Source organism: Rhodococcus sp. 15-649-2-2 (genome assembly GCF_002258645.1).
In the GTDB taxonomy this organism is placed as follows: domain Bacteria; phylum Actinomycetota; class Actinomycetes; order Mycobacteriales; family Mycobacteriaceae; genus Rhodococcoides.
In genome coordinates this window covers 94,858-115,423 of the sequence record NZ_NPFM01000017.1, presented here as the reverse complement: position 1 = coordinate 115,423, position 20,566 = coordinate 94,858, and the positions used below count along the sequence as shown (strand labels likewise).

Annotated in this window: 20 protein-coding genes; 15 read left to right on the top strand and 5 right to left on the bottom strand. The window is 64.1% G+C overall.

Annotation, left to right across the window (positions count from 1 at the left end; all coding sequences use genetic code 11):
- Nucleotides 1–129: 129 nt before the first annotated feature.
- Genes CH305_RS09860 through CH305_RS09840 form a run of 5 tightly spaced genes read left to right on the top strand, consistent with a single transcriptional unit; the run spans nucleotide 130 to nucleotide 5,698 of the window.
- A complete protein-coding gene (locus tag CH305_RS09860) occupies nucleotides 130–2,361 on the top strand; it encodes a membrane protein (protein WP_032405164.1) in 2,232 nt (743 codons plus the stop codon).
- Between the two features lie 49 nt (nucleotides 2,362–2,410).
- Nucleotides 2,411–3,463, top strand: coding sequence for a glycosyltransferase (locus CH305_RS09855; RefSeq protein WP_176458203.1), 1,053 nt, complete (start codon nucleotides 2,411–2,413; stop codon nucleotides 3,461–3,463).
- On the top strand, nucleotides 3,460–4,401 hold the full coding sequence (locus tag CH305_RS09850; RefSeq protein ID WP_094703547.1) for an NAD(P)-dependent oxidoreductase: 942 nt from the start codon (nucleotides 3,460–3,462) through the stop codon (nucleotides 4,399–4,401). Before CH305_RS09855 ends, CH305_RS09850 begins: the two co-directional genes overlap by 4 nt.
- Entirely contained in the window at nucleotides 4,398–4,865 is a 468-nt protein-coding gene (locus tag CH305_RS09845; RefSeq protein WP_094609066.1) for a GtrA family protein, read from the top strand. The genes CH305_RS09850 and CH305_RS09845 overlap by 4 nt, the downstream gene beginning before the upstream one ends.
- The gene (locus tag CH305_RS09840) at nucleotides 4,862–5,698 is read left to right on the top strand and encodes a glycosyltransferase family A protein (RefSeq protein ID WP_094609065.1); all 837 of its coding nucleotides are present in this window, start codon (nucleotides 4,862–4,864) and stop codon (nucleotides 5,696–5,698) included. The genes CH305_RS09845 and CH305_RS09840 overlap by 4 nt, the downstream gene beginning before the upstream one ends.
- On the opposite strand, the gene rfbB is transcribed toward CH305_RS09840, so the two are convergent.
- Entirely contained in the window at nucleotides 5,695–6,699 is a 1,005-nt protein-coding gene (rfbB, locus tag CH305_RS09835) for a dTDP-glucose 4,6-dehydratase (RefSeq protein WP_094703546.1), read from the bottom strand. The two genes, CH305_RS09840 and rfbB, sit on opposite strands and share 4 nt — an antisense overlap.
- 90 nt (nucleotides 6,700–6,789) lie before the next feature.
- Here rfbB and CH305_RS09830 point away from each other — a divergent pair, with 90 nt between their 5' ends.
- From CH305_RS09830 to CH305_RS09820, 3 genes are read left to right on the top strand one after another with little or no spacing between them, the layout of a single operon-like run.
- Nucleotides 6,790–7,566, top strand: a complete 777-nt coding sequence (locus CH305_RS09830; protein WP_052058613.1) for a hypothetical protein — start codon at nucleotides 6,790–6,792, stop codon at nucleotides 7,564–7,566.
- Nucleotides 7,563–8,771, top strand: a complete 1,209-nt coding sequence (locus CH305_RS09825; RefSeq protein ID WP_094703545.1) for a WXG100 family type VII secretion target — start codon at nucleotides 7,563–7,565, stop codon at nucleotides 8,769–8,771. Before CH305_RS09830 ends, CH305_RS09825 begins: the two co-directional genes overlap by 4 nt.
- Complete coding sequence (locus tag CH305_RS09820) at nucleotides 8,768–9,136, top strand: hypothetical protein (protein WP_143545270.1); 369 nt, start codon at nucleotides 8,768–8,770, stop codon at nucleotides 9,134–9,136. The genes CH305_RS09825 and CH305_RS09820 overlap by 4 nt, the downstream gene beginning before the upstream one ends.
- Before the next feature lie 18 nt (nucleotides 9,137–9,154).
- Here CH305_RS09820 and CH305_RS09815 read toward each other — a convergent pair whose 3' ends face one another.
- Entirely contained in the window at nucleotides 9,155–9,673 is a 519-nt protein-coding gene (locus CH305_RS09815) for a maleylpyruvate isomerase family mycothiol-dependent enzyme (RefSeq protein ID WP_032405125.1), read from the bottom strand.
- Between the two features lie 130 nt (nucleotides 9,674–9,803).
- Here CH305_RS09815 and rfbA point away from each other — a divergent pair, with 130 nt between their 5' ends.
- Together rfbA and CH305_RS09805 are read left to right on the top strand one after the other, a co-directional pair.
- Complete coding sequence (rfbA, locus tag CH305_RS09810) at nucleotides 9,804–10,676, top strand: glucose-1-phosphate thymidylyltransferase RfbA (RefSeq protein WP_094703542.1); 873 nt, start codon at nucleotides 9,804–9,806, stop codon at nucleotides 10,674–10,676.
- Nucleotides 10,673–11,254: a dTDP-4-dehydrorhamnose 3,5-epimerase family protein gene (locus CH305_RS09805; protein WP_094703541.1), complete on the top strand. Its 582-nt coding sequence runs from the start codon at nucleotides 10,673–10,675 to the stop codon at nucleotides 11,252–11,254. The genes rfbA and CH305_RS09805 overlap by 4 nt, the downstream gene beginning before the upstream one ends.
- On the opposite strand, the gene CH305_RS09800 is transcribed toward CH305_RS09805, so the two are convergent.
- Entirely contained in the window at nucleotides 11,255–11,773 is a 519-nt protein-coding gene (locus CH305_RS09800; protein WP_373454549.1) for a GtrA family protein, read from the bottom strand.
- A gap of 47 nt (nucleotides 11,774–11,820) precedes the next feature.
- Between CH305_RS09800 and CH305_RS09795 the strand changes: the two genes are divergently transcribed.
- From CH305_RS09795 to CH305_RS09785, 3 genes are read left to right on the top strand one after another with little or no spacing between them, the layout of a single operon-like run.
- Nucleotides 11,821–13,272, top strand: a complete 1,452-nt coding sequence (locus tag CH305_RS09795) for an FAD-binding oxidoreductase (RefSeq protein WP_094703540.1) — start codon at nucleotides 11,821–11,823, stop codon at nucleotides 13,270–13,272.
- Nucleotides 13,269–14,033 (top strand): decaprenylphospho-beta-D-erythro-pentofuranosid-2-ulose 2-reductase, encoded by a 765-nt coding sequence (locus CH305_RS09790; RefSeq protein WP_032381093.1) that lies wholly within the window; start codon nucleotides 13,269–13,271, stop codon nucleotides 14,031–14,033. Before CH305_RS09795 ends, CH305_RS09790 begins: the two co-directional genes overlap by 4 nt.
- Before the next feature lie 4 nt (nucleotides 14,034–14,037).
- Nucleotides 14,038–15,927, top strand: coding sequence for a galactan 5-O-arabinofuranosyltransferase (locus CH305_RS09785; RefSeq protein ID WP_052058610.1), 1,890 nt, complete (start codon nucleotides 14,038–14,040; stop codon nucleotides 15,925–15,927).
- Nucleotides 15,928–15,963: 36 nt separating this feature from the next.
- On the opposite strand, the gene CH305_RS09780 is transcribed toward CH305_RS09785, so the two are convergent.
- Complete coding sequence (locus CH305_RS09780; protein ID WP_094703539.1) at nucleotides 15,964–17,223, bottom strand: EAL domain-containing protein; 1,260 nt, start codon at nucleotides 17,221–17,223, stop codon at nucleotides 15,964–15,966.
- A 250-nt stretch (nucleotides 17,224–17,473) separates the two neighbouring features.
- Here CH305_RS09780 and CH305_RS09775 point away from each other — a divergent pair, with 250 nt between their 5' ends.
- Entirely contained in the window at nucleotides 17,474–18,502 is a 1,029-nt protein-coding gene (locus tag CH305_RS09775) for an Rv1355c family protein (protein ID WP_052077914.1), read from the top strand.
- 78 nt (nucleotides 18,503–18,580) lie between these two features.
- Nucleotides 18,581–19,786, top strand: a complete 1,206-nt coding sequence (locus tag CH305_RS09770) for a diguanylate cyclase (RefSeq protein ID WP_032405387.1) — start codon at nucleotides 18,581–18,583, stop codon at nucleotides 19,784–19,786.
- On the opposite strand, the gene CH305_RS09765 is transcribed toward CH305_RS09770, so the two are convergent.
- Nucleotides 19,762–20,472: a hypothetical protein gene (locus CH305_RS09765; protein WP_255182626.1), complete on the bottom strand. Its 711-nt coding sequence runs from the start codon at nucleotides 20,470–20,472 to the stop codon at nucleotides 19,762–19,764. The genes CH305_RS09770 and CH305_RS09765 overlap by 25 nt on opposite strands.
- Nucleotides 20,473–20,566: the final 94 nt, after the last annotated feature.

Here is a 20,566-nt window from a genome sequence, read left to right as displayed (position 1 = left end):
TAGCCGCATTGCCGCAGACACCGGCGTCGTGCACGACTCGACGTTTCGGTTACCGGGCACCTCGAGAGCTAGAGTCGGGTGTCTTTGCCCGAACTCACGGAGTTGACCTTGCCCACCACGGATACCCAGATGACGAGCAGCTCTCTGCCCGACGGCAAACGAGAGCGCCTCGTATGGGGCGCGGCGATCGCCGCAGTCGTCGTGTTGGGCTATCTCCTGATACTCAGCGTCGACCCGCGCTTCTTCTACATCGACGACACCGAATCCGGAGCCATTCCCAACTGGCTTCAGCTCGGGCGCATCATGCGCGACGGCCACTTTCCGTCCCTCGTGCTCGATCAGTGGATGGCGGGCAACTATCCCGTCGAAGGCCAGGGCGGCCTGTGGAACCCGGTGCAGATGGCGATCAACTACATCTCGCCGTCCGTCGACAACCTGGTACTGCTCGCAACGGTGGTCAAACTCGGCTTCTCGATCCTGCTGGCCTGGGGCGTCTATCGCGTCGCACTCACCTATGGAGCGCGCGCCAACTGGGCCGCCGTCGCGGGCGCGAGTGCACCGTTCGTCGGCTTCACCCTGTTCTTCGAGAACACCTCGTGGGTGACCGCACTCATCGGCACCGCGTACATCACCAACGCGTGGGCGAGCTCGGTGAAATACGCCCGCGGCCGCAGCGGCCCCATCGTTCCGTTCGTGTTCCTCTACCTGGCCATCAGCGTGGGTTACGTACACGCTGCGGTGATGGCCGGCGTGATGATCGGCTCCGTCGCGATCGGCGAACGCCTGTTCCAGCGCCTGTGGCGACCCGCTCTGAAGGTGTGCAGTGTCGGCATCGCAGCGGCCGCGTGCGGGGCTGTGACCTTCCTCCCTGGCGTACTGACCTCGGCGGTCACCTGGCGCAGCGGCGACGAGGGAACGTTCAACGACAACTTCCTGACGGCACCGTGGTCGGAATCGCTGACCGCAAGCATCCCCACGGCCGTGACGAGTATCGAATCGTGGGCGGGCGAGACCACCGAGTCGCCGGTCACCTACATCGCCTGGTTCGTCGTCCCCGCGCTCGCGTTCATCGCGTGGCGTCGGGTGCCCGCGGCCTTGCGCGAGCTGGCCGCACCGCTGATCCTGTTGACGTTCGCACTGGTCTTCACAGCCGGGCCGAGCGACATCGGCCCCATCCGCTGGCCCGCGCGCATCCTTCCCTTCGTCGCCATCGTCGCGCTGATTCTCGTGGTCACCCTGATCAGTCGATACGGAACTCTCGACAAGCTGCGCCCCCGGCTGCTCGCGGCCGGTCTGTTGACACTGGTGTTGCTGCTGCGCGCCGGCTCCTCGGGACCGGAGTTCTTCGGTCGCCACATCCTCGCCGCGCTGGCGATCCTGCTCGTCGGCGCACTCGCGCTGCTGCTGGCCCACCGCTTCTCCACCCGGGCGACGGCAGCGCTGCTCCTCGTCACGATCGCGCCGGTTGCGATGTACCAGGTGGCCACCTACGAGCCGCCGTTCGACAAATGGTGGCTGCCCGCATCTCAGTCCGAAGCCAAGGCGCAGTTCCCGCAATGGCAGGGCTCGACGTTGCAACTCGGCAGCCGCGCTCTGACCGAAACTCAGGCCGACGGGCCGGACGACCCCCAGCTGCCGTGGCACTCCCAGGTGTACGGCAACTCCGCCAAGGTCATGGGCCTGGACTACGTCAACGCCTACACCCCCGTCGGCTATCTCGATTTCGCCAATCTGCTGTGCTTCGAGCACGAAGGATCGACCTGCACGGATGCCTTCGGCCGACTGTTCGAGATCGAGCCGTACACCGGCAAGACCTACGCGGATCTGATGCAACTGGACCGCGTCGTTCTGCAGAAGCTGCAGTATCCGTTCGCGGATTCCCAACCCGCGCCCGCAGGCTGGCAGTGGGTGACCGCACCCACTCCCGAGGCGGCTCGCCAGGTCTTCGTCCTCGAACGTGTCGACGGGCTGATTCCCTCGACGTCCGGACGCGTCGTCGCGACGGTCGACGCCACAGCCGAACCCCGCAGCTCCGACGCCGACTCCGAGCACGTCGACGTCAGTGCACCCGACGGCGGAAGCGTCGTCTTCTCGCGGTTGGCCTGGCCCGGGTACACCGCCACGCTGAACGGTGAAGAACTGCAGACGAAGGGCTTGGCCGACATCTTCCTGTACGTCGACCTGCCGCCCGGCACCGACAACGCGGACCTCGAGATCACCTTCCGGCCGCCGGGCGAACGCCTCGGACTGGCCGCGATGGCAGGCGGAGTGCTGGTGCTGATCGGCCTGGTGGTGCTCGATGTGCGACGGCGCAGAAGCTCGAGTTCTCCGGAGCTCGGCAGTACGACGTCCAGCAGATAAGGACGGGAGTAGAGCCTGCGGAACGACCCAGATAGGGTAAGCCCTCGTGATGTCCGACGACGCTGCTGCTGATCCGCACCGCATTTCCATTGTGGTTCCGGTCTATCAGGGCGAGCGGACACTCAGCGCGTTGATGGACGAGATCATTCCGTTGACCAAGGTGGTGCACACTCCCCTCGGCCGGCCGATGATCGTCGAAGAGGTTCTGCTCGTCTTCGATCACGGACCCGACAACTCCGCTGCCGTCATTCGGCAGCTCACCGCCGCGCACACGTTCGTTCGCGGCGTATGGCTCAGTCGCAACTTCGGCCAACACCCAGCCACGCTGGCCGGTATGGCATCGAGTGGCGGCGAGTGGATCGTCACGATGGACGAGGACGGTCAACACGACCCGGCGGCCATCGGCGGCATGCTCGATACCGCCCTCGACCGGCAGTCCACCGTGGTCTACGCCAAGCCCACCAATGTCGCGCCGCACGGATTGTGGCGTAACGCCGCCTCCCGCGGTTCGAAGTGGCTGATTGCCAAAGCTCTGGCCGGGGACAACACCGTCGACTACCAGAGCTACCGCCTGGTGCTCGGTGAAGTCGGTCGTTCCGTCGCCGCGTATGCCGGTTCCGAGGCCTACCTCGACATTGCTCTCGGGTGGATCGCAGGCGACGTCTCGACGAGTCCGGTGGCATTGCGGGAGGAAGTGGATCGTCGATCGGGTTACCGACTGCGGACACTGCTCTCGCACTTCTGGCGGATGGTGCTCTCGAGCGGCACCAAGGGACTGCGGATGGTCAGCTTCATCGGCCTCGCCTTCGCCCTGCTCGGCCTGATTCTCGTGGCCTACGTGCTGATCTCGTACTTCGTGTTCGATTCGGGTGCCGAGGTGCGAGGCTGGGCATCGACGATGGTGATCCTGCTGTTCGGCTTCGGGGCAACCCTGTTCTCACTCGGAGTAGTGGCCGAATACGTCGGCGTCAACGTCAAGACCGCCATGGGTAAGCCGCCGTACCTCATCGTCACCGATCCCGGAAACGGCCCACTCGGGCGCACCGCGCCTGCAGAATCAGTCGAGAATTCACAGTCGACCGACAACACACCGTCGACGTGACCGCGACGCACACCTGGATCGTCGGCAGCGGCGGCCTACTCGGCGCAGCAGCGACCCGGGAGGTGCAACGCCGCGGGCATCACGTGCACACCAGTACGATCCCCTGGACGAACAGGGCGTTGGCCGAAGAAGCTCTGCTGCAACGCTGTTCAGAATTCTTCGACTCGTTCGACGACGGTGCGTGGAACGTGATCTGGGCCGCGGGCGCGGGTGTGAACGGCACCAGTGCAGCGCAATTCGCTCAGGAGAACGAGCTGATTCGCACAGTCCTCTCGCGCATCGAAGCAGTAGCCGCCGATCGCGCCGACACCGGAACGGTCTTCCTCGCCTCGTCCGCAGGGGGCGTGTACGCGGGCGCACTCGGAGCGCCGCATCATGAAGGAACGCAGCCGGTTCCGTTGGGCGACTACGGCTTCGCGAAGCTGCAGTCCGAGTCGATCGCCACCGACTTCGGGGTGCGCACCGGCATCAATGTGGTGATCGGCCGCTTCGCGAACCTCTACGGCCCGGGACAGAATCTCGCGAAACCGCAAGGCCTGATCTCGCACCTGTGCCGCGGATACCTGATGGCGTCGCCCGTATCCATCTTTGTACCGATGGATACGCTGCGCGACTATCTCTACGTGTCCGACGCGGCCGAGATGGTGGCCGACACCCTCGAGATGTCTGCCGAGCAACAACTTTCGCCGACGGTCAAGATCTTCGCCTCGGGTGAGGCCGTCACGATCGGTTCGATCCTCGGAGCGTGCCGAACAGTCTTTCGCCGACGGCCGAACGTGGTGCTCGCGGCATCTCCCCTCGCCGCCTTCCAAGGCCGCGATCTGCGACTGCGGTCGACGGTCTGGCCGGAAATCGATCGTCGCACCCATCGAACGTTGCCTGCAGGCATCGCGTCGACCTTGTTCGCGACGCGTCAAGCATTGGCGGTGGGTCGATGACCGAGCCGCAGACTCCCGCTCCCCCGGCCGGCATGAGCGGTGCGCCCGGGCCGCTGATGCGCATCGTCAAGAATCAGAAGATCGCATTCCTGCTCGTCGGCGGCGTCAACACCGGGTTGGGCACCGCGTGGTTCATCCTGTGGCAGTTGCTCATCGGTGAGCAGTACGGCTACCACGCCGCCATCGTCCTCGGCTATCTGTGCAATGTGCTGTGCGCGTTCGCGATGTACCGCTACCTGGTGTTCCGCGTGCGCGGGCACTTCCTGCGAGATCTGCTGCGGTTCTTCGTCGTCAACTTCGGCGCGTTCCTGGCAAACATATCGTTGATGACCATCGCCGTATCGGTGCTCCACTTCCCGCCCATCCCTTCACAATTGGCCGTCACAGCAGTGATGGCAGTCGTCAGCTTCTTCGGCTACCGCGACTTCTCGTTCCGCAGAAAGAGCCAGGCCCCCACACCATGACCCCCCGTGTTTCCGTCGTCGTCCCGGCGTACAACAACGCCGAATACCTGGCCGAGACCATCGATTCGATTCTCGCCCAGACGTTCACCGACTTCGAGCTCGTCATCGCCGACCACTCGTCGACCGACGACACCCTCGCCGTCGCGCAGAAGTTCGACGACCCCCGCATCCGTGTTCTGACGACCCCGGCCGGTGGTGGCGCACAGGCCAACTGGAACCGCGTCACCGAGGAGGCCACGGGCGATTTGATCAAACTGGTGTGCGGCGACGACACCATCGCGCCCACCGCGCTGGCCATCCAGGTGCAGGCATTCGACGACAACCCGGCCGCCGTTCTGGTCGCCTCGCAGCGCACCCTCATCGACGCCTACGGCAAGACAGTCATCGCCGCCCGCGGGCTCGGCGGACTGCAGGGAAGGGTGTCGGGGCGGGTAGCTGCCAGAACTGCAGTCCGAGCCGGCGCCAACATCTTCGGTGAGCCCGGCGGCGTGATGATGAAGCTGTCGGAGCTACGCGACATCGGACTGTGGGACAACAGCCACCCCTACCTGATCGACCAGGCCACCTTCATCGCGGTCGCCCTGCGCGGCGACATCGTCGCCATCCCACAGCCACTGGCGTCGTTCCGCATCAACTCGGGACAGTGGAGCGTCGAGCTGGCCACCCAGCAGGCCCGTCAGGCAGCGGACTTCCATCGCTCACTGCAAGCAAGCGATCCGACGTTGCTGTCCAACGGCGACGTACGCATCGGAAACGCCAAGGCTCTGATGACGTCGTTCATGCGTCGTGCGGTGTATCTGCTTCTGCGCCACCGAATGTCACGCAGCAGCTAGGGCAGTACGGACTCTTTCGCCGCATAGACGGCTTCGGTGGCATCTTTCTGCGGTCGCCACCACTGCTCGTTGTCGCGGTACCAGTCGACGGTTGCCTTCAAGCCGGCACGGAAGTCGACGTAGGTTGGCCTCCAGCCCAATTCGGTGCGGAGCTTCGTCGAATCGATGGCGTAGCGCAGATCGTGGCCGGGGCGGTCGGTGACGAAGTCGAAGGCGTCGGGCGCGTTGCCGGTCTCTTCGAGGATCGCCTCGAGGACGGTGCGGTTGTTCGCTTCGCCGTCGGCTCCGATGAGGTAGGTCTCGCCGATGCGGCCACCGTCGATGATGGCCCAGACGGCGCTGTTGTGATCGTCGACGTGGATCCAGTCGCGCACGTTCTGGCCAGCCCCGTAGAGCTTGGGGCGGGAGCCGCTGAGGATGTTGGTGATCTGACGTGGGATGAACTTCTCCACGTGCTGGTAGGGGCCGTAGTTGTTGGAGCAGTTGGAGATGGTGGAGCGGACCCCGAACGAGCGGGTCCAGGCGCGTACCAGCAGATCACTGGAGGCTTTGGTCGAGGAGTACGGGCTCGACGGGTTGTACGGGGTCGATTCGGTGAAGCGTGCCGGGTCGTCGAGTTCGAGGTCGCCGTAGACCTCGTCGGTGGAGATGTGGTGGTAGCGGACGTCGTGTTCGCGGACCGCGTTGAGCAATGTGGTGGTGCCGATGACGTTGGTGTGCACGAACGGCCACGGGTCGGTCAACGAGTTGTCGTTGTGCGATTCCGCGGCGAAGTGGACGACCAGATCCGTCGCGCGAACGAGGCGGTCGACGAGGTCGGCGTCGGCGATGTCGCCGTGCACGAAGTCGATGCGGTCGGCGACTGGCTCGAGGGATGCCTTGTTGCCTGCGTAGGTGAGCTTGTCGAGCACGGTGACCTGCGAGTCGGGGCGCTGCGCGAGGGTCTGATGTACGAAGTTCGCGCCGATGAACCCGGCCCCACCCGTGACAAGAATTCTCATGAACAGGCACTTTACCGGTGGAGACTCGTGCGGGCCGTTCTTGTCGGGCGCGCGTGCTAGCTTCTGTTCGACTTCGGGGGGAGTACGTCAATGGGTCTCGGCAAAATTCTGATTCGTCTCGCGGCGTCGGTAGCGCTGCTGTTCGGGATCATGTGGGCAATTCCGCAGCTGGCACCTCCGGTGCCTGAACCGTACGAGGGTGTGCAGGTTCTGCCGCCGGTGTCACCGAAACCCACGGGCTCGACGACATCGCCGCCGCCGTTGCCGCCGGGCTTTCCCTCGATGAACCGTCCGCCACCGAAAATCGAGGTACCCGCCGGGCAGCCGCAGCCCATCGCCACCAAATTCGGCTGGACTTACGAAATTCCGGCGGATTGGGAGAATCAGTACGACGCGTTTTCGGAGTGGACCGGTGAGGACGGGTCCACCGCTACATACGGCGCGCTGGGGCTGCACGGGCGCTTCGACTGCGAAGGTGGCGAATTTCAGACCTCGGCAATCACAGGGATGACCGGTCGACGCGTCGGAGACTTGACGGTGCTCGCGTTTCAAGAGGTGCAGAAGGCCTCGATGATCTTCACCAACAGAGACGGATCCGAAACACCTACTGTTCGGATCAGCGACCCTCGGTACTCGGAAGTGGACGGTGAGCCGGCCGTCCGTTACTCAGCCTCGGTCGAAGACATACCCGATACGCCTGATTGCCCACCTCCCAGAGCAACATTCGACGTGGTCACCACAACCGGTTTCGCCACAGCAGAGGTGGCGGTCTTCGTAGTTCTGGCCGACCGGGACGTCGAGGATGCGCTGAACGACGAGGACGTCGACAGCCTTATCTCCACTCTTCGAAAGAGTCCAGTGCAATGACCGAACCTCTTTACGCTAATTCCTCGGAAATAGCCGGTCTCGGCAATCTTCTCGATCGCATCGGCGTCGATACTCTGGCCGGTCATCGTTATCTGATCGACAATGCGGGCCTGAGCGAGAACGTGGTCGGGCAGATTCTGCAGCGACTCCAGCCGTATCTCGCCGGCTTGCAGGAGTTGACACGCACTCGGCAGGTTCACCTGTCCGCCAATTGTGGCGAGATGGGTGTCGAACTGAACAAGGCTGCGTGGCTGTACGCCGACCAGGATCAGCGAAACTACGACCTGTTGAACACTCACACGACACTTCCGCCACTACCGGGCATCGACCGCGGCAGTTCGGATCGTGCCGCCGTCGGGCACGTGGACGAATTCGAAGGACCCGCCGACTACGGCCGATCCCACGGGATCGACTATTCGCCAACGAATCCCGTGCTCGACGACCTCCGCGACGTACTCGCCGATGCCTCCGAGTGGCTCGGCGAGATCGACCGCACGATCTTCGAGCTCTCCGGGTGGAGTCCGCTACGCGAAGCGACCATCCCCGTCACCGGAAACTGGAACGAAATCCGTCGAATCGGTCAGGTGTACCAGATAGCGGGTGACGCGATGGAAGCCGCAGCGGAGTCGTTAGCTGCAGGAGTGCGCCGAGTCGAAGGTCACTGGAACGGCGCTGCCGCACAGGCATTCACCGACTACGCCGACCGGCAACTGGCCGCAATGCGATGGGAAGGTCCGGCCGGACGAACGATCTCTGCGATCTGTGCGGCAATCTCCGACCAGCTTCGCGAAGCCGCCTCGGCAGTGGTGCGCAAAATCGTCGAGTTACTGGAGTCCGAGGTGGCCGTCGACAACGCCCGCGGTGCATTGAAGGTAGTGATCAAGAAGGTTCCGATGGTCGGCACAGCATGGCAGGTCGAAAGCATCATCGAAATATGCTGGACAGCAATGAATCTGACCAAAGAACTCATCGTGAAGATCGAAAAGGTGGTCGACGACTTCGGCGCGTTCCTCGACGCGCTCGGCGACCCCGAAGGCCAGGTGGGCCAGAAGATCGACGACACACTGCGGCCGCTGAACGACTTCCTCGACTACGGCAAGCAAGCCGTCGAAGCGGGCAAGACAGCGGACATCCGACCAGTACTCGACACACCGGACGAGGACTTCTCCGTCGGCACCGGCGACGAACCATGGCGGGACGCATGATCGAGTCCCTGCCTCCGCACGCCCGAGCCGCATACGACCGCCTGATGGCATCCTGCGGTGAGCTCGAGGCCGCACGCACGCGAGCACTGAACACGGACCTGACGGCTCGAGCGGGATCCCGCAGGGTCACCGCGGAACTGCTCGCCCGCCTGGCGTCGTCACCGCAAGCGTCGTCCGACCTGATCCACTACGCAACCCGCGTCGCGTCGGGTGAATGCAGTTGGGAACGAATCGAGGTGGACGCAGAGCCGGTGCCACGGGAAGTCGGAGAGCTCAAAGCCGATTCGCAGATCATGGGGCCGAGCGAATGGCCGACTTCGACGACGGAGGTCCCGTCTCAGCCGTATCGAATCCCGTGGGAATGAGCCGTCGCCAGCGAAGTCTCAGGAACGCGCGACAGTACGTCCGGCAAAGGCCGCCAAACGCTCGTACGCGTTCGACCCGTCCGGTGTGGGCTGCTCCGGTTCGAAGGCACCGGCGCGGCGTTCGTCGGTCAAATTCTCGGACATGAACTCCAGCCCGTCTTCCGCGACGGTCGGGTCGAAGTCGTCGGTGCCGCGACCGAGTGCGGTCGCGAGGTCCCACGCGTGCACCGAGAATTCCGCGGCGACCATACCGAGTGGCAGCGGTGATCCTGCGTCGATCTCGGCCAACAGTTCGCGGGTCCTCTCGGTCCACAGCGGAATCGGGTCGGACGACGGCTCGGGTGACGCCGACCAATCGATCTCGCCGCCCCGCGCCATGGTCACCAAATTGGCCGCGGTGTTCACGAGGTGGTCCGACAGCTCGGCGACTGTCCAGTCGGTACAGGGCGTCGCCGACGCGCGTTCGTCTGCGGTCACAGCGGAGAGCAGAGCGGTGACCTGGCTGATACCGGTTTCGATCTGGGTGCGGCTCGTCACGATCGTTGTCCTCGGATCTCTGGGAAGGCTGGGTATGCGGCGAGCGTAGGTGCACCTCCGAGCCCCCGCAGCGGAAACGGGGAAGGCACAACCGCACGGTCGACGGGAGGGTCTGGAAGACTGCGGGTTCATGCGGGGAATCATTCTGGCGGGCGGCACGGGCTCGCGTCTTCATCCGATCACGATGGGCGTCAGCAAACAGCTGGTCCCGGTCTACGACAAACCGATGATCTACTACCCGCTCTCGACCCTGATCCTCGCCGGGATCCGCGAGATCCTCATCATCACCACCCCCCAGGACGCCGACCAGTTCACCCGCCTCCTCGGTGACGGCTCCCAATTCGGTATCTCCCTGACCTACAAGGTCCAGCACGAACCGAACGGCCTCGCCCAGGCATTCGTCCTCGGAGCAGAGCACATCGGCACCGACTCCGCGGCATTGGTGTTGGGCGACAACATCTTCTACGGCCCCGGCCTGGGCACCCAACTGTCCCGCTTCGAGACCATCGACGGCGGAGCCGTCTTCGCCTACGAAGTCTCCGACCCCACCGCCTACGGCGTCATCGAATTCGACGACAACCGTAAGGCCATCTCGTTGGAAGAAAAGCCGGCCGTACCGAAATCGAACTACGCCGTCCCCGGCCTGTACTTCTACGACAACGACGTCATCGCCATCGCCCGCGACCTCGAGCCCTCCGCGCGTGGGGAATACGAGATCACCGACGTCAACCGCCACTATCTGGAGGCAGGCCGCCTCCAGGTCGAGGTCCTGCCCCGCGGCACAGCCTGGCTCGACACCGGCACCTTCGACTCCCTCCTCGATGCCTCGAACTACGTGCGCACCATCGAACAACGCCAAGGCCTGAAAATCGGATCCCCCGAAGAAGTGGCCTGGCGACGCGGATTCATCACCGACGACGAACTGCGCGTGCGCGCCGAGAAGCTCGTCAAATCCGGCTACGGCACCTACCTGCTCGATCTGATCGACCGAGGGAACCGATGACCTTTCGTGAGTTGAGCATCGCCGGTGCCTACGAATACACCCCACGCCAGTTCGGCGACGACCGCGGCGTGTTCTTCGAATGGTTCAAAGCGTCGGCGTTCGAGGACACCACCGGTCGAGCGCTGGAGTTGAAGCAGGCGAACTGTTCGGTCTCCGCCGCAGGCGTGCTCCGCGGGATCCACTTCACCACCAACCCGCCCGGGCAAGCGAAATACGTCACCTGCGCCCGCGGAGCATTCCTCGACGTCATCGTCGACCTGCGGGTCGGCTCCCCGACGTTCGGGCAGTGGGACAGCGTGCTGATCGACGACGTCGACCGCAAAGCGGTGTTCCTCTCCGAAGGACTCGGCCACGCCATCCTGTCGCTGGAAGACAATTCCACCGTCATGTACCTGTGCAGCCTCGAGTACACCCCGTCACTGGACCGCGACATCAACCCCCTCGACCCCGCCCTGGGCATCGACTGGCCCACCACCGGACGCGACGGATCACCTTTGACCTACGAGCTCTCCGACAAGGACTCAGCCGCCCCCACCCTCGCCCAAGCCCTCGAAGCCGGCAGCCTCCCCACCTTCTAGCTACCGGATCTTGAAGATCACGAATCGCTGAACGAGAAAGTTGATGACCGTCGCCGTGCCCTGGGCGATGACGAAGGCCACGTTCGCGTACCAAAAGCCGTCCGGAAGAGCCTGGTAGAGCCAGGTGTAGATGCCCACCTGGACGGCGAAGGTGACGCCGTACAGCGCGACGACGGCGAAGAACCGGGCCCGTGACGGAGCCGCATTGAAGGTCCAGCGGCGATTGATCAGGTAGGCCGTCGTCGTTCCGAGCACGAAGCCGATGGCCTTGGCCAGCGTCACCCCGACCCCGAAAACGAAATGCAGGATCAGGTTGACGCCCTGGTCGACGATGGCCGACAGCACACCCGTCGCCAAGAAACGCAGCACCTGTGTCTTGAAGTCGAGGGCCGCGTCGGCGATGTTCTCGGTGAGCGGCAGCTCGACGGGTAGCGGAACGTGATGCTGCAACTCGTCGTCCTCGGGCGACCAGTCGTCGTTCCCGGAGCCGTCTTCGATGGAGCGATCAGGGGTGGACACGAGGACTGACACTAGCCGCTGCCGCGGTGCGGGTACCCTCTTGAGCGATGTCCACGACAGCCGACGACGCACTCTTCCCCCTGGAACCACAGGCCGGGAACACTGCGCCGCTACCCACGCAGACCCGCACGATCTCCGGATTCGGCCGCACCGCGCGATCGACCGGAGAGGTGCTCGCCACCTCCGACCCCGAGCTCATCGCGAACGCGGTCAAGCAGGTCGCCGAGCAGAACGACTCCAAGCCCTCGTACCTGCGACGAGGCGTCATTCCACGTGGCCTCGGCCGCTCCTACGGTGACAACGCGCAGAACTCCGGCGGGCTCGTCATCGACATGACGGCGCTCAACCGCATCTACAGCATCGACACCGCGACACGGATCGTCGATCTGGACGGCGGCGTCAGTCTCGACCAGCTGATGCGCGCTGCACTGCCGTTCGGCCTGTGGGTTCCGGTGCTGCCGGGTACGCGTCAGGTCACCATCGGTGGAGCCATCGGCTGCGACATCCACGGCAAGAACCATCACAGTGCGGGTAGCTTCGGCAACCACGTCCGCTCGATGGAACTGCTCACCGCAGACGGTCAGATCCGCCACCTGACGCCGTCGGGAAAGAACGCCAAGCTCTTCTGGGCCACGGTCGGCGGCAACGGCCTGACCGGCATCATCCTGCGCGCGACCATCGAGATGACGCCGACGGAAACGGCGTACTTCAAGAACGACGGCCTTCGCACCGAGAGTCTCGACGAGACCGTAGCCGCTCACCAGGACGGCACCGAGGACAACTACACGTACTCGAGCGCCTGGTTCGACGTCATGAGCGCGCCGCCGAAGCTCGGGCGCGCGACGATCACCCGCGGCTCGCTGGCCAAGTTCGACGAACTCCCCGCGAAACTGCAGAAGGATCCGCTGAAGTTCGACGCACCCCAGCTGTTGACGGTGCCGGATATCTTCCCGATCAGTGGTTTGAACAAGCTGTCGATGAGCATGATCGGCGAGGCCTACTACCGCATGGGCGGGAACTACACCGGCAAGGTGCAGAACCTGACGCAGTTCTACCACCCACTCGACCTCGTCGGTGAGTGGAACCGAGGCTACGGGCCCAAGGGATTTCTGCAGTACCAGTTCCTCGTTCCGACCGAGGCGCTCGAGGAGTTCAAGGACATCATCCGGTTCATTCAGCGCTCCGGCCAGTACTCGGCACTGAACGTCTTCAAGCTGTTCGGCCCGGGAAACAAAGCGCCACTGAGCTTTCCGATGGCCGGCTGGAACGTCGCGATGGACTTCCCGATCAAGGCAGGCCTGAACGAGATGGTGCGCGAACTCGACAAGCGCGTGCTCGAATTCGGTGGCCGTCTGTACACCGCGAAAGATTCGCGCACCGACGCCGAGACGTTCCATTCGATGTACCCGCGGATCGACGAATGGATCAAGGTCCGTCGATCCGTAGACCCCACAGGCGTTTTCGCCTCCGATATGGCTAGAAGGCTGGAACTGCTGTGACGATAGACGCCGTAGGTAACCCCCAGACGATTCTCGTTCTGGGTGGCACCAGCGAGATCGGTCTCGCGATCACCGAGGAGTACCTGTCGAAGTCTCCGGCACGTGTCATCCTCGCCGCGCTGCCGAACGACCCGCTGCGCGAGAGCGCCGTCGCACAACTGACCGCCAAGGGCGCGAAGTCGGTCGACGTCATCGACTTCGATGCACTCGACACCGCGTCGCATCCCAAGGTGATCGACGCCGCCTGGGCCAAGGGTGACGTCGATGTCGCCATCGTCGCCTTCGCCGTCGACTTCGATGCCGAGCAACTCTGGCAGGACCAGCGCAAGGCCGTCCTCGCCGCGAACATCAACTACACCGCTTCGGTGTCGGTCGGTGTGCTGCTGGGCGAGAAGATGAAGGCGCAGGCGTACGGCCGCATCATCGTCATGTCCTCGGTGGCAGGCGAGCGGGTTCGTCGCTCCAACTTCGTCTACGGCTCCACCAAGGCCGGCCTCGACGGGTTCTACCTCGGGCTCGGAGAAGCGTTGCGCGAGTTCGGACCTCGGGTCACCGTGGTTCGTCCGGGCATGGTGCGCACCAAGTTCAGCGCGCACGTCAAGGAAGCGCCGATGACCGTCGACAAGGAGGTCATCGCCAAGCTCGCGGTGAACGCCTCGCGCAAGGGCACTCCCCTCATCTGGACGCCTGCTCCCTGGCGTCTGGTGATGATGGTGCTGCGACACGTACCTCGGCCGATCTTCCGCAAGCTGCCCATCTAACTGTATGACTGTCGGGGTTGCGCCGGCGCGCAGAACTGCTTCTGCCGTCGGAGAAATAGTTGCCGGAATCCTCGTCGCAGTCGTCGTGGCTACGGTCGGGTTGTACGCCTTCTCACTGGTTCAGTGGCCGGCGTTCAACTCGTCCAACGTCACTCGCGCTCTGACGACCCTGGGCCAGGTCGTAGCTGCGGCACTGTTCGCCACGTCGATCTACCTGTACCGAATCCACAAGTGGCCGTGGATCGCTCGACTCTCGGCGTGGGTCGGTCTGTCCGGCTTCGTCACCGTCACCCTCGGCATGCCCTTGGCGGCAACCAAGCTGTACCTGTTCGGCATCTCGGTCGACCAGGAATTCCGTACCGAATACCTGACGCGCCTGACCGATTCGGCGTCGTTGCGCGACATGACGTACACCGACATCCCGCCGTTCTACCCCGCCGGTTGGTTCTGGCTCGGCGGACGCGTCGGCAACGTGTTGGGCATGGACGGGTGGGAAGTATTCAAGCCCTACGCAATCGGGCTGCTCGCCGTCACATCGGTGGTCGCATTCGTGTTGTGGAAGGCCCTGATTCGCAGCGACTGGGCTGTCGCCGCCAGTGCCGTCACCACTGCGCTCGTCGTCGCCTACGCCTCCCCCGAGGCCTACAGCGCCGTCATCGTGCTGCTGTTCGCCCCCGCACTTGTGCTGGCATGGGGTGCGTTGCACAGAAAAGCGGCCGGCGGGTGGGGAGCGGCGGCAGGCACCGGCCTCTTCCTCGGACTGGCCGCGACGTTCTACACCCTGTACCTGGGCCTGGCCGCATTCACCGTCGTACTCATGGCGCTGTTCGCCGCTGTTCTCGCCTATCGCGAGCGCAAGACCTGGAAAGTACTGGTGCCCATCGCAATCAAGGTCGCCTCGATCGCCGCCATCTCCGGCGTCATCGCCGCGACGGTGTGGCTGCCGTACCTCATCGACTTCCTGCGCGGAGCACCGTCCACATCGGGCACGGCGCTGCACTATCTACCCGAAGCCGGTGCAACACTTCCCTTCCCGATGTTCGAGTTCTCCATGTCGGGTGCGCTGTGCCTGATCGGCACGGTATGGCTGGCAGTGCGCTTCTCCTCCTCGCGTCGAGCGCAGGCACTCGGCGTCGGCGTCGTCTCGATCTACCTGTGGACGCTGCTGTCCATGGCCGCCACGGCCGCGGGCACCACGTTGCTTTCCTTCCGACTCGAAGCGGTCTTGATCGTATTACTGGGCAGCGCAGGCGTTTTCGGATTTCTCGAAGGTAGTCACGCGATCTACCAGGCCATCAACGAACCGCCCAAGTTCCGTATCGCGGCCGTCGTCGTGGCGATCATCGGTGCCATGGCCTTCGCGCAGAACATCCCCCAGGTACTGCAGAGCGAGATCACCGTCGCGTACTCCGACACCGACGGTGACGGCAACCGCGCCGACATGCGCCCACCGAGCGCGGTCTCGTACTACCGCGAGGTAGACGACGCCCTCACCGAGCAGACTCAGCGCCCACGCGACGAGACGGTCGTGCTGACTGCGGACACCTCGTTCCTCAGCTACTACCCGTACTTCGGCTTCCAAGGACTGACCTCGCACTACGCCAACCCGCTGGCGCAGTTCGATCAGCGAGCCGACGCCATCGAGCGGTGGACCGAGCTCGAGACACCCGATCAGTTGATCGAGGCGTTGAACACCAGCCAGTGGCGCGCGCCGGACGCCTTCCTGTTCCGACGCGGAGCCGACGGCTACACACTGCGCCTGGCCGAGGACGTCTACCCGAACGACCCCAACGTGCGTCGCTACACCGTCACCTTCCCCGAGTCACTGTTCGAGGATCCTCGCTTCACGGTGACGGATATCGGCCCCTTCGCGCTGGTCGTTCGTACTGCTTGACCGACATCGGGGTTGGGCACGGTCGAACTTCGAGTGTCAGCCCAGCCAACCGGACGTACCCGGGTCGGTGGGGCTCGTACTGTTCACGATCAGCGTGTGTGCTGCTGTGCAGACCTGGGCTGGATCGACAGTGAGGAAGTACCTCCACTGGTTCGACGGCGACGCCGGACCATTGGGGTCGAGTGGGCGTGCGACCAGCGCGCAGTAGAACCGTTGGCCGATAACGGCGATGGCACCGATTCTTTCCGAGGGTTGAACCAGGTCGGCGTGGCGTACCCCGTCGGTGGCGGTGAACAGTGCACGAGGTGCGTCGAGTGCTTTCACATACGGGTGTTTGCGTGCGAGACGCCGCAGCGTTCGCGCCATGTCGGCTGAGCACATGTCGGGTTCTGGGAATGCGATCACAATCGTCAGAGCTTCCGCGGTGGCCGTTGCGAAGTCGAGTAGGTGGTCGGAAATGGACGCGAGGACCGAGATCGATGTCGTGTCGGTGGCACGGTCGTCGAGGATCTCTGTCAACGGTCTCGTCACAGGAGGGCGTGGCTGTACCGGAAAGGACGACGTCTGGGATGCATCGAGGGGGGCGGGCCGGCCGAGATGAAATCCTTGTCCGTAGGCGGCACCCCACGCGATCGCCTTCTCCTTCTGTCTCTCGGTTTCGATTCCTTCGGCGATGAGTGCAACATCGAACCGGCTCGCGTAGGCAAGAACGGCGAGCAAGGTGGCGAGCTTGTCGCCCGTGAGGTCGTCGTCGAGCAACGATCTGTCGAGTTTGATCACCTCGGGTGCGAGAAGGGGCAGGACCACCATCGAGTCGGGGTCGGCACCGACGTCGTCCAGAGCGATGATGATGCCGTCACGTCGCAGTCGGTCGGCTGATCGGAGTAACCGCGCCGGGTCTGTGAGCAGGGAGCGTTCGGCGAATTCCGCAACGGGCCGAACCTGCGAGCCGCCTCCACGCAACAGTTCGCTGAGGCGACGGGCCGAGGTCGACGAGTTCTCGGAGGAAATCGCTTCGGCTTCTATGTTGACGAACAACGTACGTGGCGGGTGGTCGGCGGGGGTGAATTGCGCCGCTGCGGCGACTGCTGACGCTATGCATCTACGGTCCAGTTCCTCGGCTATCCCCATGGTGCGAGCGATGTCGAAGATCTGGTCCGGCGAGGTGTCCGGAAAAGCTGGCCACCGGGTGAGCGCCTCGTGCGCAACCACCAGCCCGGTCCTCGAGTCGACGATCGGCTGAAAGACTGAGATCAGTGAGCTGAAACGCTCATCGAAGTCACCGTCGACGCCCAACTTTCACCCCATATTCTCGATCCCAGTGCTGCACATGCACAAAGACTTTCGTTCCCTGCGCCGAGGCACGCGGGGGCGTTGCCTGCATACGGGCTTCGCCACAGTGGTGATGCCGGCGACTGCGTTGCTACTGACCCGCACTGCCGGAGAGTCTTTAGTACCGTGAAACAGTCTGACATGCCTCCAGGCCGTCGGACATGATCGGCGTGCTCGTCGTCGACAGTCATCCGAAAGATGCGGAGCATCAGCAATGTCAGAGCACACGGTGTTCGACCCATCCGAGCGTGAACAGGATGCGGTGGTCCGTGCTCTGCTCGATGATCCCAACGTCAGTGTCATCGACACGACACTGGATCAGCTGGCTTCGCTCCGCCGGTTACTTCCCGCGATAGCGGGCGACTCCGAGGAATTGCCACGGTGGGTGCATTACCCATGGCGGCGCACAATGGTGCGGGTCCTCGGCCCACGCGACTTCGATCGGCTGCGACTGGACCGCAACAGAAACAAGATCACTTCCGAGGAACAAGCTCGGTTCAGAGGATTGCGAGTGGGAGTTGTCGGGTTGAGTGTCGGCCACGCCGTCGCCCACACCCTCGCGCTGGAAGGACTGTGCGGCGAGTTGCGTCTGGCGGACTTCGACGAGCTCGATCTCTCGAATCTCAACCGTGTCCCGTCCTCGGTGTTCGATTTGGGCGTGAACAAGGCGGTCGTCGCTGCCCGACGGATCGCCGAACTCGACCCCTACCTGAATGTGCAGGTGTTCGCGGACGGTGTGACGGCAGAGACTCTCGATGGCTTTCTGGACGGGCTCGATCTCGTTGTGGAGGAATGCGACTCGATCGACACCAAACTGCTGGTCCGTCATCACGCCCGCGCCCGCGGTATCCCCGTGGTGATGGAGACCAGCGATGGAGGCGTCCTCGATGTCGAACGCTTCGATCTCGAACCCGACCGACCGGTGTTCCACGGACTGCTCGGAGAGATGAAGACCGCGGATGTGGCCGACTTGACCGTCGAACAGAAGAGCACAATCGCAGCGACGTTGCTCGAACCGACCAAACTGACGCCCCGAATGATCGCATCGGTGCCGGAAATCGGGCGCACGCTCTCGACCTGGCCACAGCTCGGCGGAGACGTCGCGCTCGGTGGTGCCGCTGTGACCGCTGCTGTGAGGGCATTCGGCCGCGGTGAACCGCTCCCGTCCGGTCGGCGGCGAATCGACCTGGATGCGTTGGTGCGCACCGGACGCGACCCGGCAGCCGGCCCTGAGAACGTATGAGCGGGCGCACCCCCGACCGGACGCATCGCCAGATACTGTTCTTGGGGTTCGCCCGACTTTGATCCGAGGAATTACCCGATGAACGTGATCGACAAGTCGTCTCGTCGGCGAGCGAACTCCTGGCGGTCACGGCTCGATACCCGCACGACCGCAGTCATTGCCAGCGCCACCGGTGCCGTACCGCTGTTGGCTATTGCCCTGCTGTCTCCGACGTTCTTGCGGCCGAACGCACTTCCGATTCTCATCGTGGTGCTGACGTTCACCGCCGTCACCGTGCTCTTCGCTGCCAAAGTGGGGAGGTTGAGTGAACGCCAATTCGCCGTCCTGGGGTTCGGAGGCATGACCGGAGTCGCGATCAGTGCCTTCCTGATCGCCGATCCATCCGGCACGCGTGCGGTCACCTCGATGCTGGCCATCGTTCCGGCAATTGCGGCATCGAGCTCACCGCCACGAGTCACCGCCGGCTTGTCGGCGGCCTCGGTGGTCATGGCCACGGTGCTGTCGGTGGTCAGTGTGGGATCTTCGGGGTGGGCGGTGACTGCCGTTGCGATCGGTGCCGCCGCGACCACGGTGCTGGTGCCGGTTGCGCTCATCGGCGGCCTGCGCCGAACCCTGTCCTCGGTGAACGAGAAACTGCAACGGCTGGCCGACACGGACCCGTTGACGGGGCTGGTCAATCGCCGTGGACTGCTCTCGAATGCCCAGGTCCTCGTGCACGAGGCGTGCGAGCGGAGGGAACCATTGTCTGCTCTCGTCGTCGATGTCGACTATTTCAAGACCGTCAACGACACCGCCGGTCACACGGCCGGGGACCGAACGCTTGCGGCAGTCGCCGACACCCTGGCTCGCGCTGTACACGCAGAGGTCGGCGAATCCGAAGCAGTCGTCGCGCGAACCGGTGGCGAAGAGTTCCTGATCCTCGCCCCGCACCGAGACGGTCACGAACTCACGCAGCAGATACTCGATCGAATCCGGTCCGACTGCCCGGTCACTGTCAGCATCGGAACGGTGACACTCGACGTACGACCCACTGCACCCGGTGACCCGGCGCTGCCCACCGCAGGCGTTGCTTCCAGCGAATCGGGCGGTCTCGATCAGGTGCTCGACGCGGTCGTCCGTGCCGCCGACGCAGCGCTCTACCGCGCCAAAGCCGACGGTCGAGATCGGGCGTACCACGCAGGCACACTCACGATCGGCTGGTCGGGCAGCCCCAGGTCCGGACAGACGCGGACGAGCCGCCCCAAAGACTCCACCAGCCGTCACGCCACCGACGGGATGCGCTGACCGTACCCACACAGTGAGCGGGCCTCGCGGACCATCGACTGCCACACCTCGGGCCTCGCGTTGCGGGCCAGCGAGTCCATGTCCCACCACATCATGACGGTCCTGTACTGCTCACTCGGGTACGCCGCAGCAGGGATAGCGTGGTCGATCCGCCCCCCGGAGCTCTCCCACAAACGTAGGACGTGATCGGCCGCGCTGGCGAACAGGTACCGGCTACCGGTCAATTCGAGCGTCGGCAATGCGGTTCGAGCCAGGACATTCGACACCGTCCGCCCTGCGGCCCCCGCATCCACCCACGCGCTCTTCATTTCCACGATCCCGTGGGAGAGCCGAGCGTGCAACAGTTCGGTGACCAGCGGCAGTCCAGGCGAGTCCTCCCATTCGGCCAACACGTGGGATTGCTCGATCATCGTGTACGGGCCCTGGGCTCTGACGCCGCCGAGCATCTGCCCTGCCTTGTCGAGCACCACGTAGAACAGGGTTGTCGTTGCGCCCGAAGCGACTTCGTCCATATCGAGTGCAGCGGTGACACCATGGCGAGAGTACGATTCCCACGCTCCTTCGACGTAGCGGGACCACAGCTCCGGGGAACCCGATGGCGTCGCGGCCGTCAATGTCATGGTTCCCCCGGCGCAACGCGTCGACCAGGGACCGGCATCGAGCCCTTCTCGGAGAGGGCCGGGCATATCGGGTTCGTGTGCCCGTGAGCTCGGCCGATGTGCCGAGTGGACGCTAGGGAATACGGGGGTCGTCAACGGTGAACTCCTGAGTGATGATCGA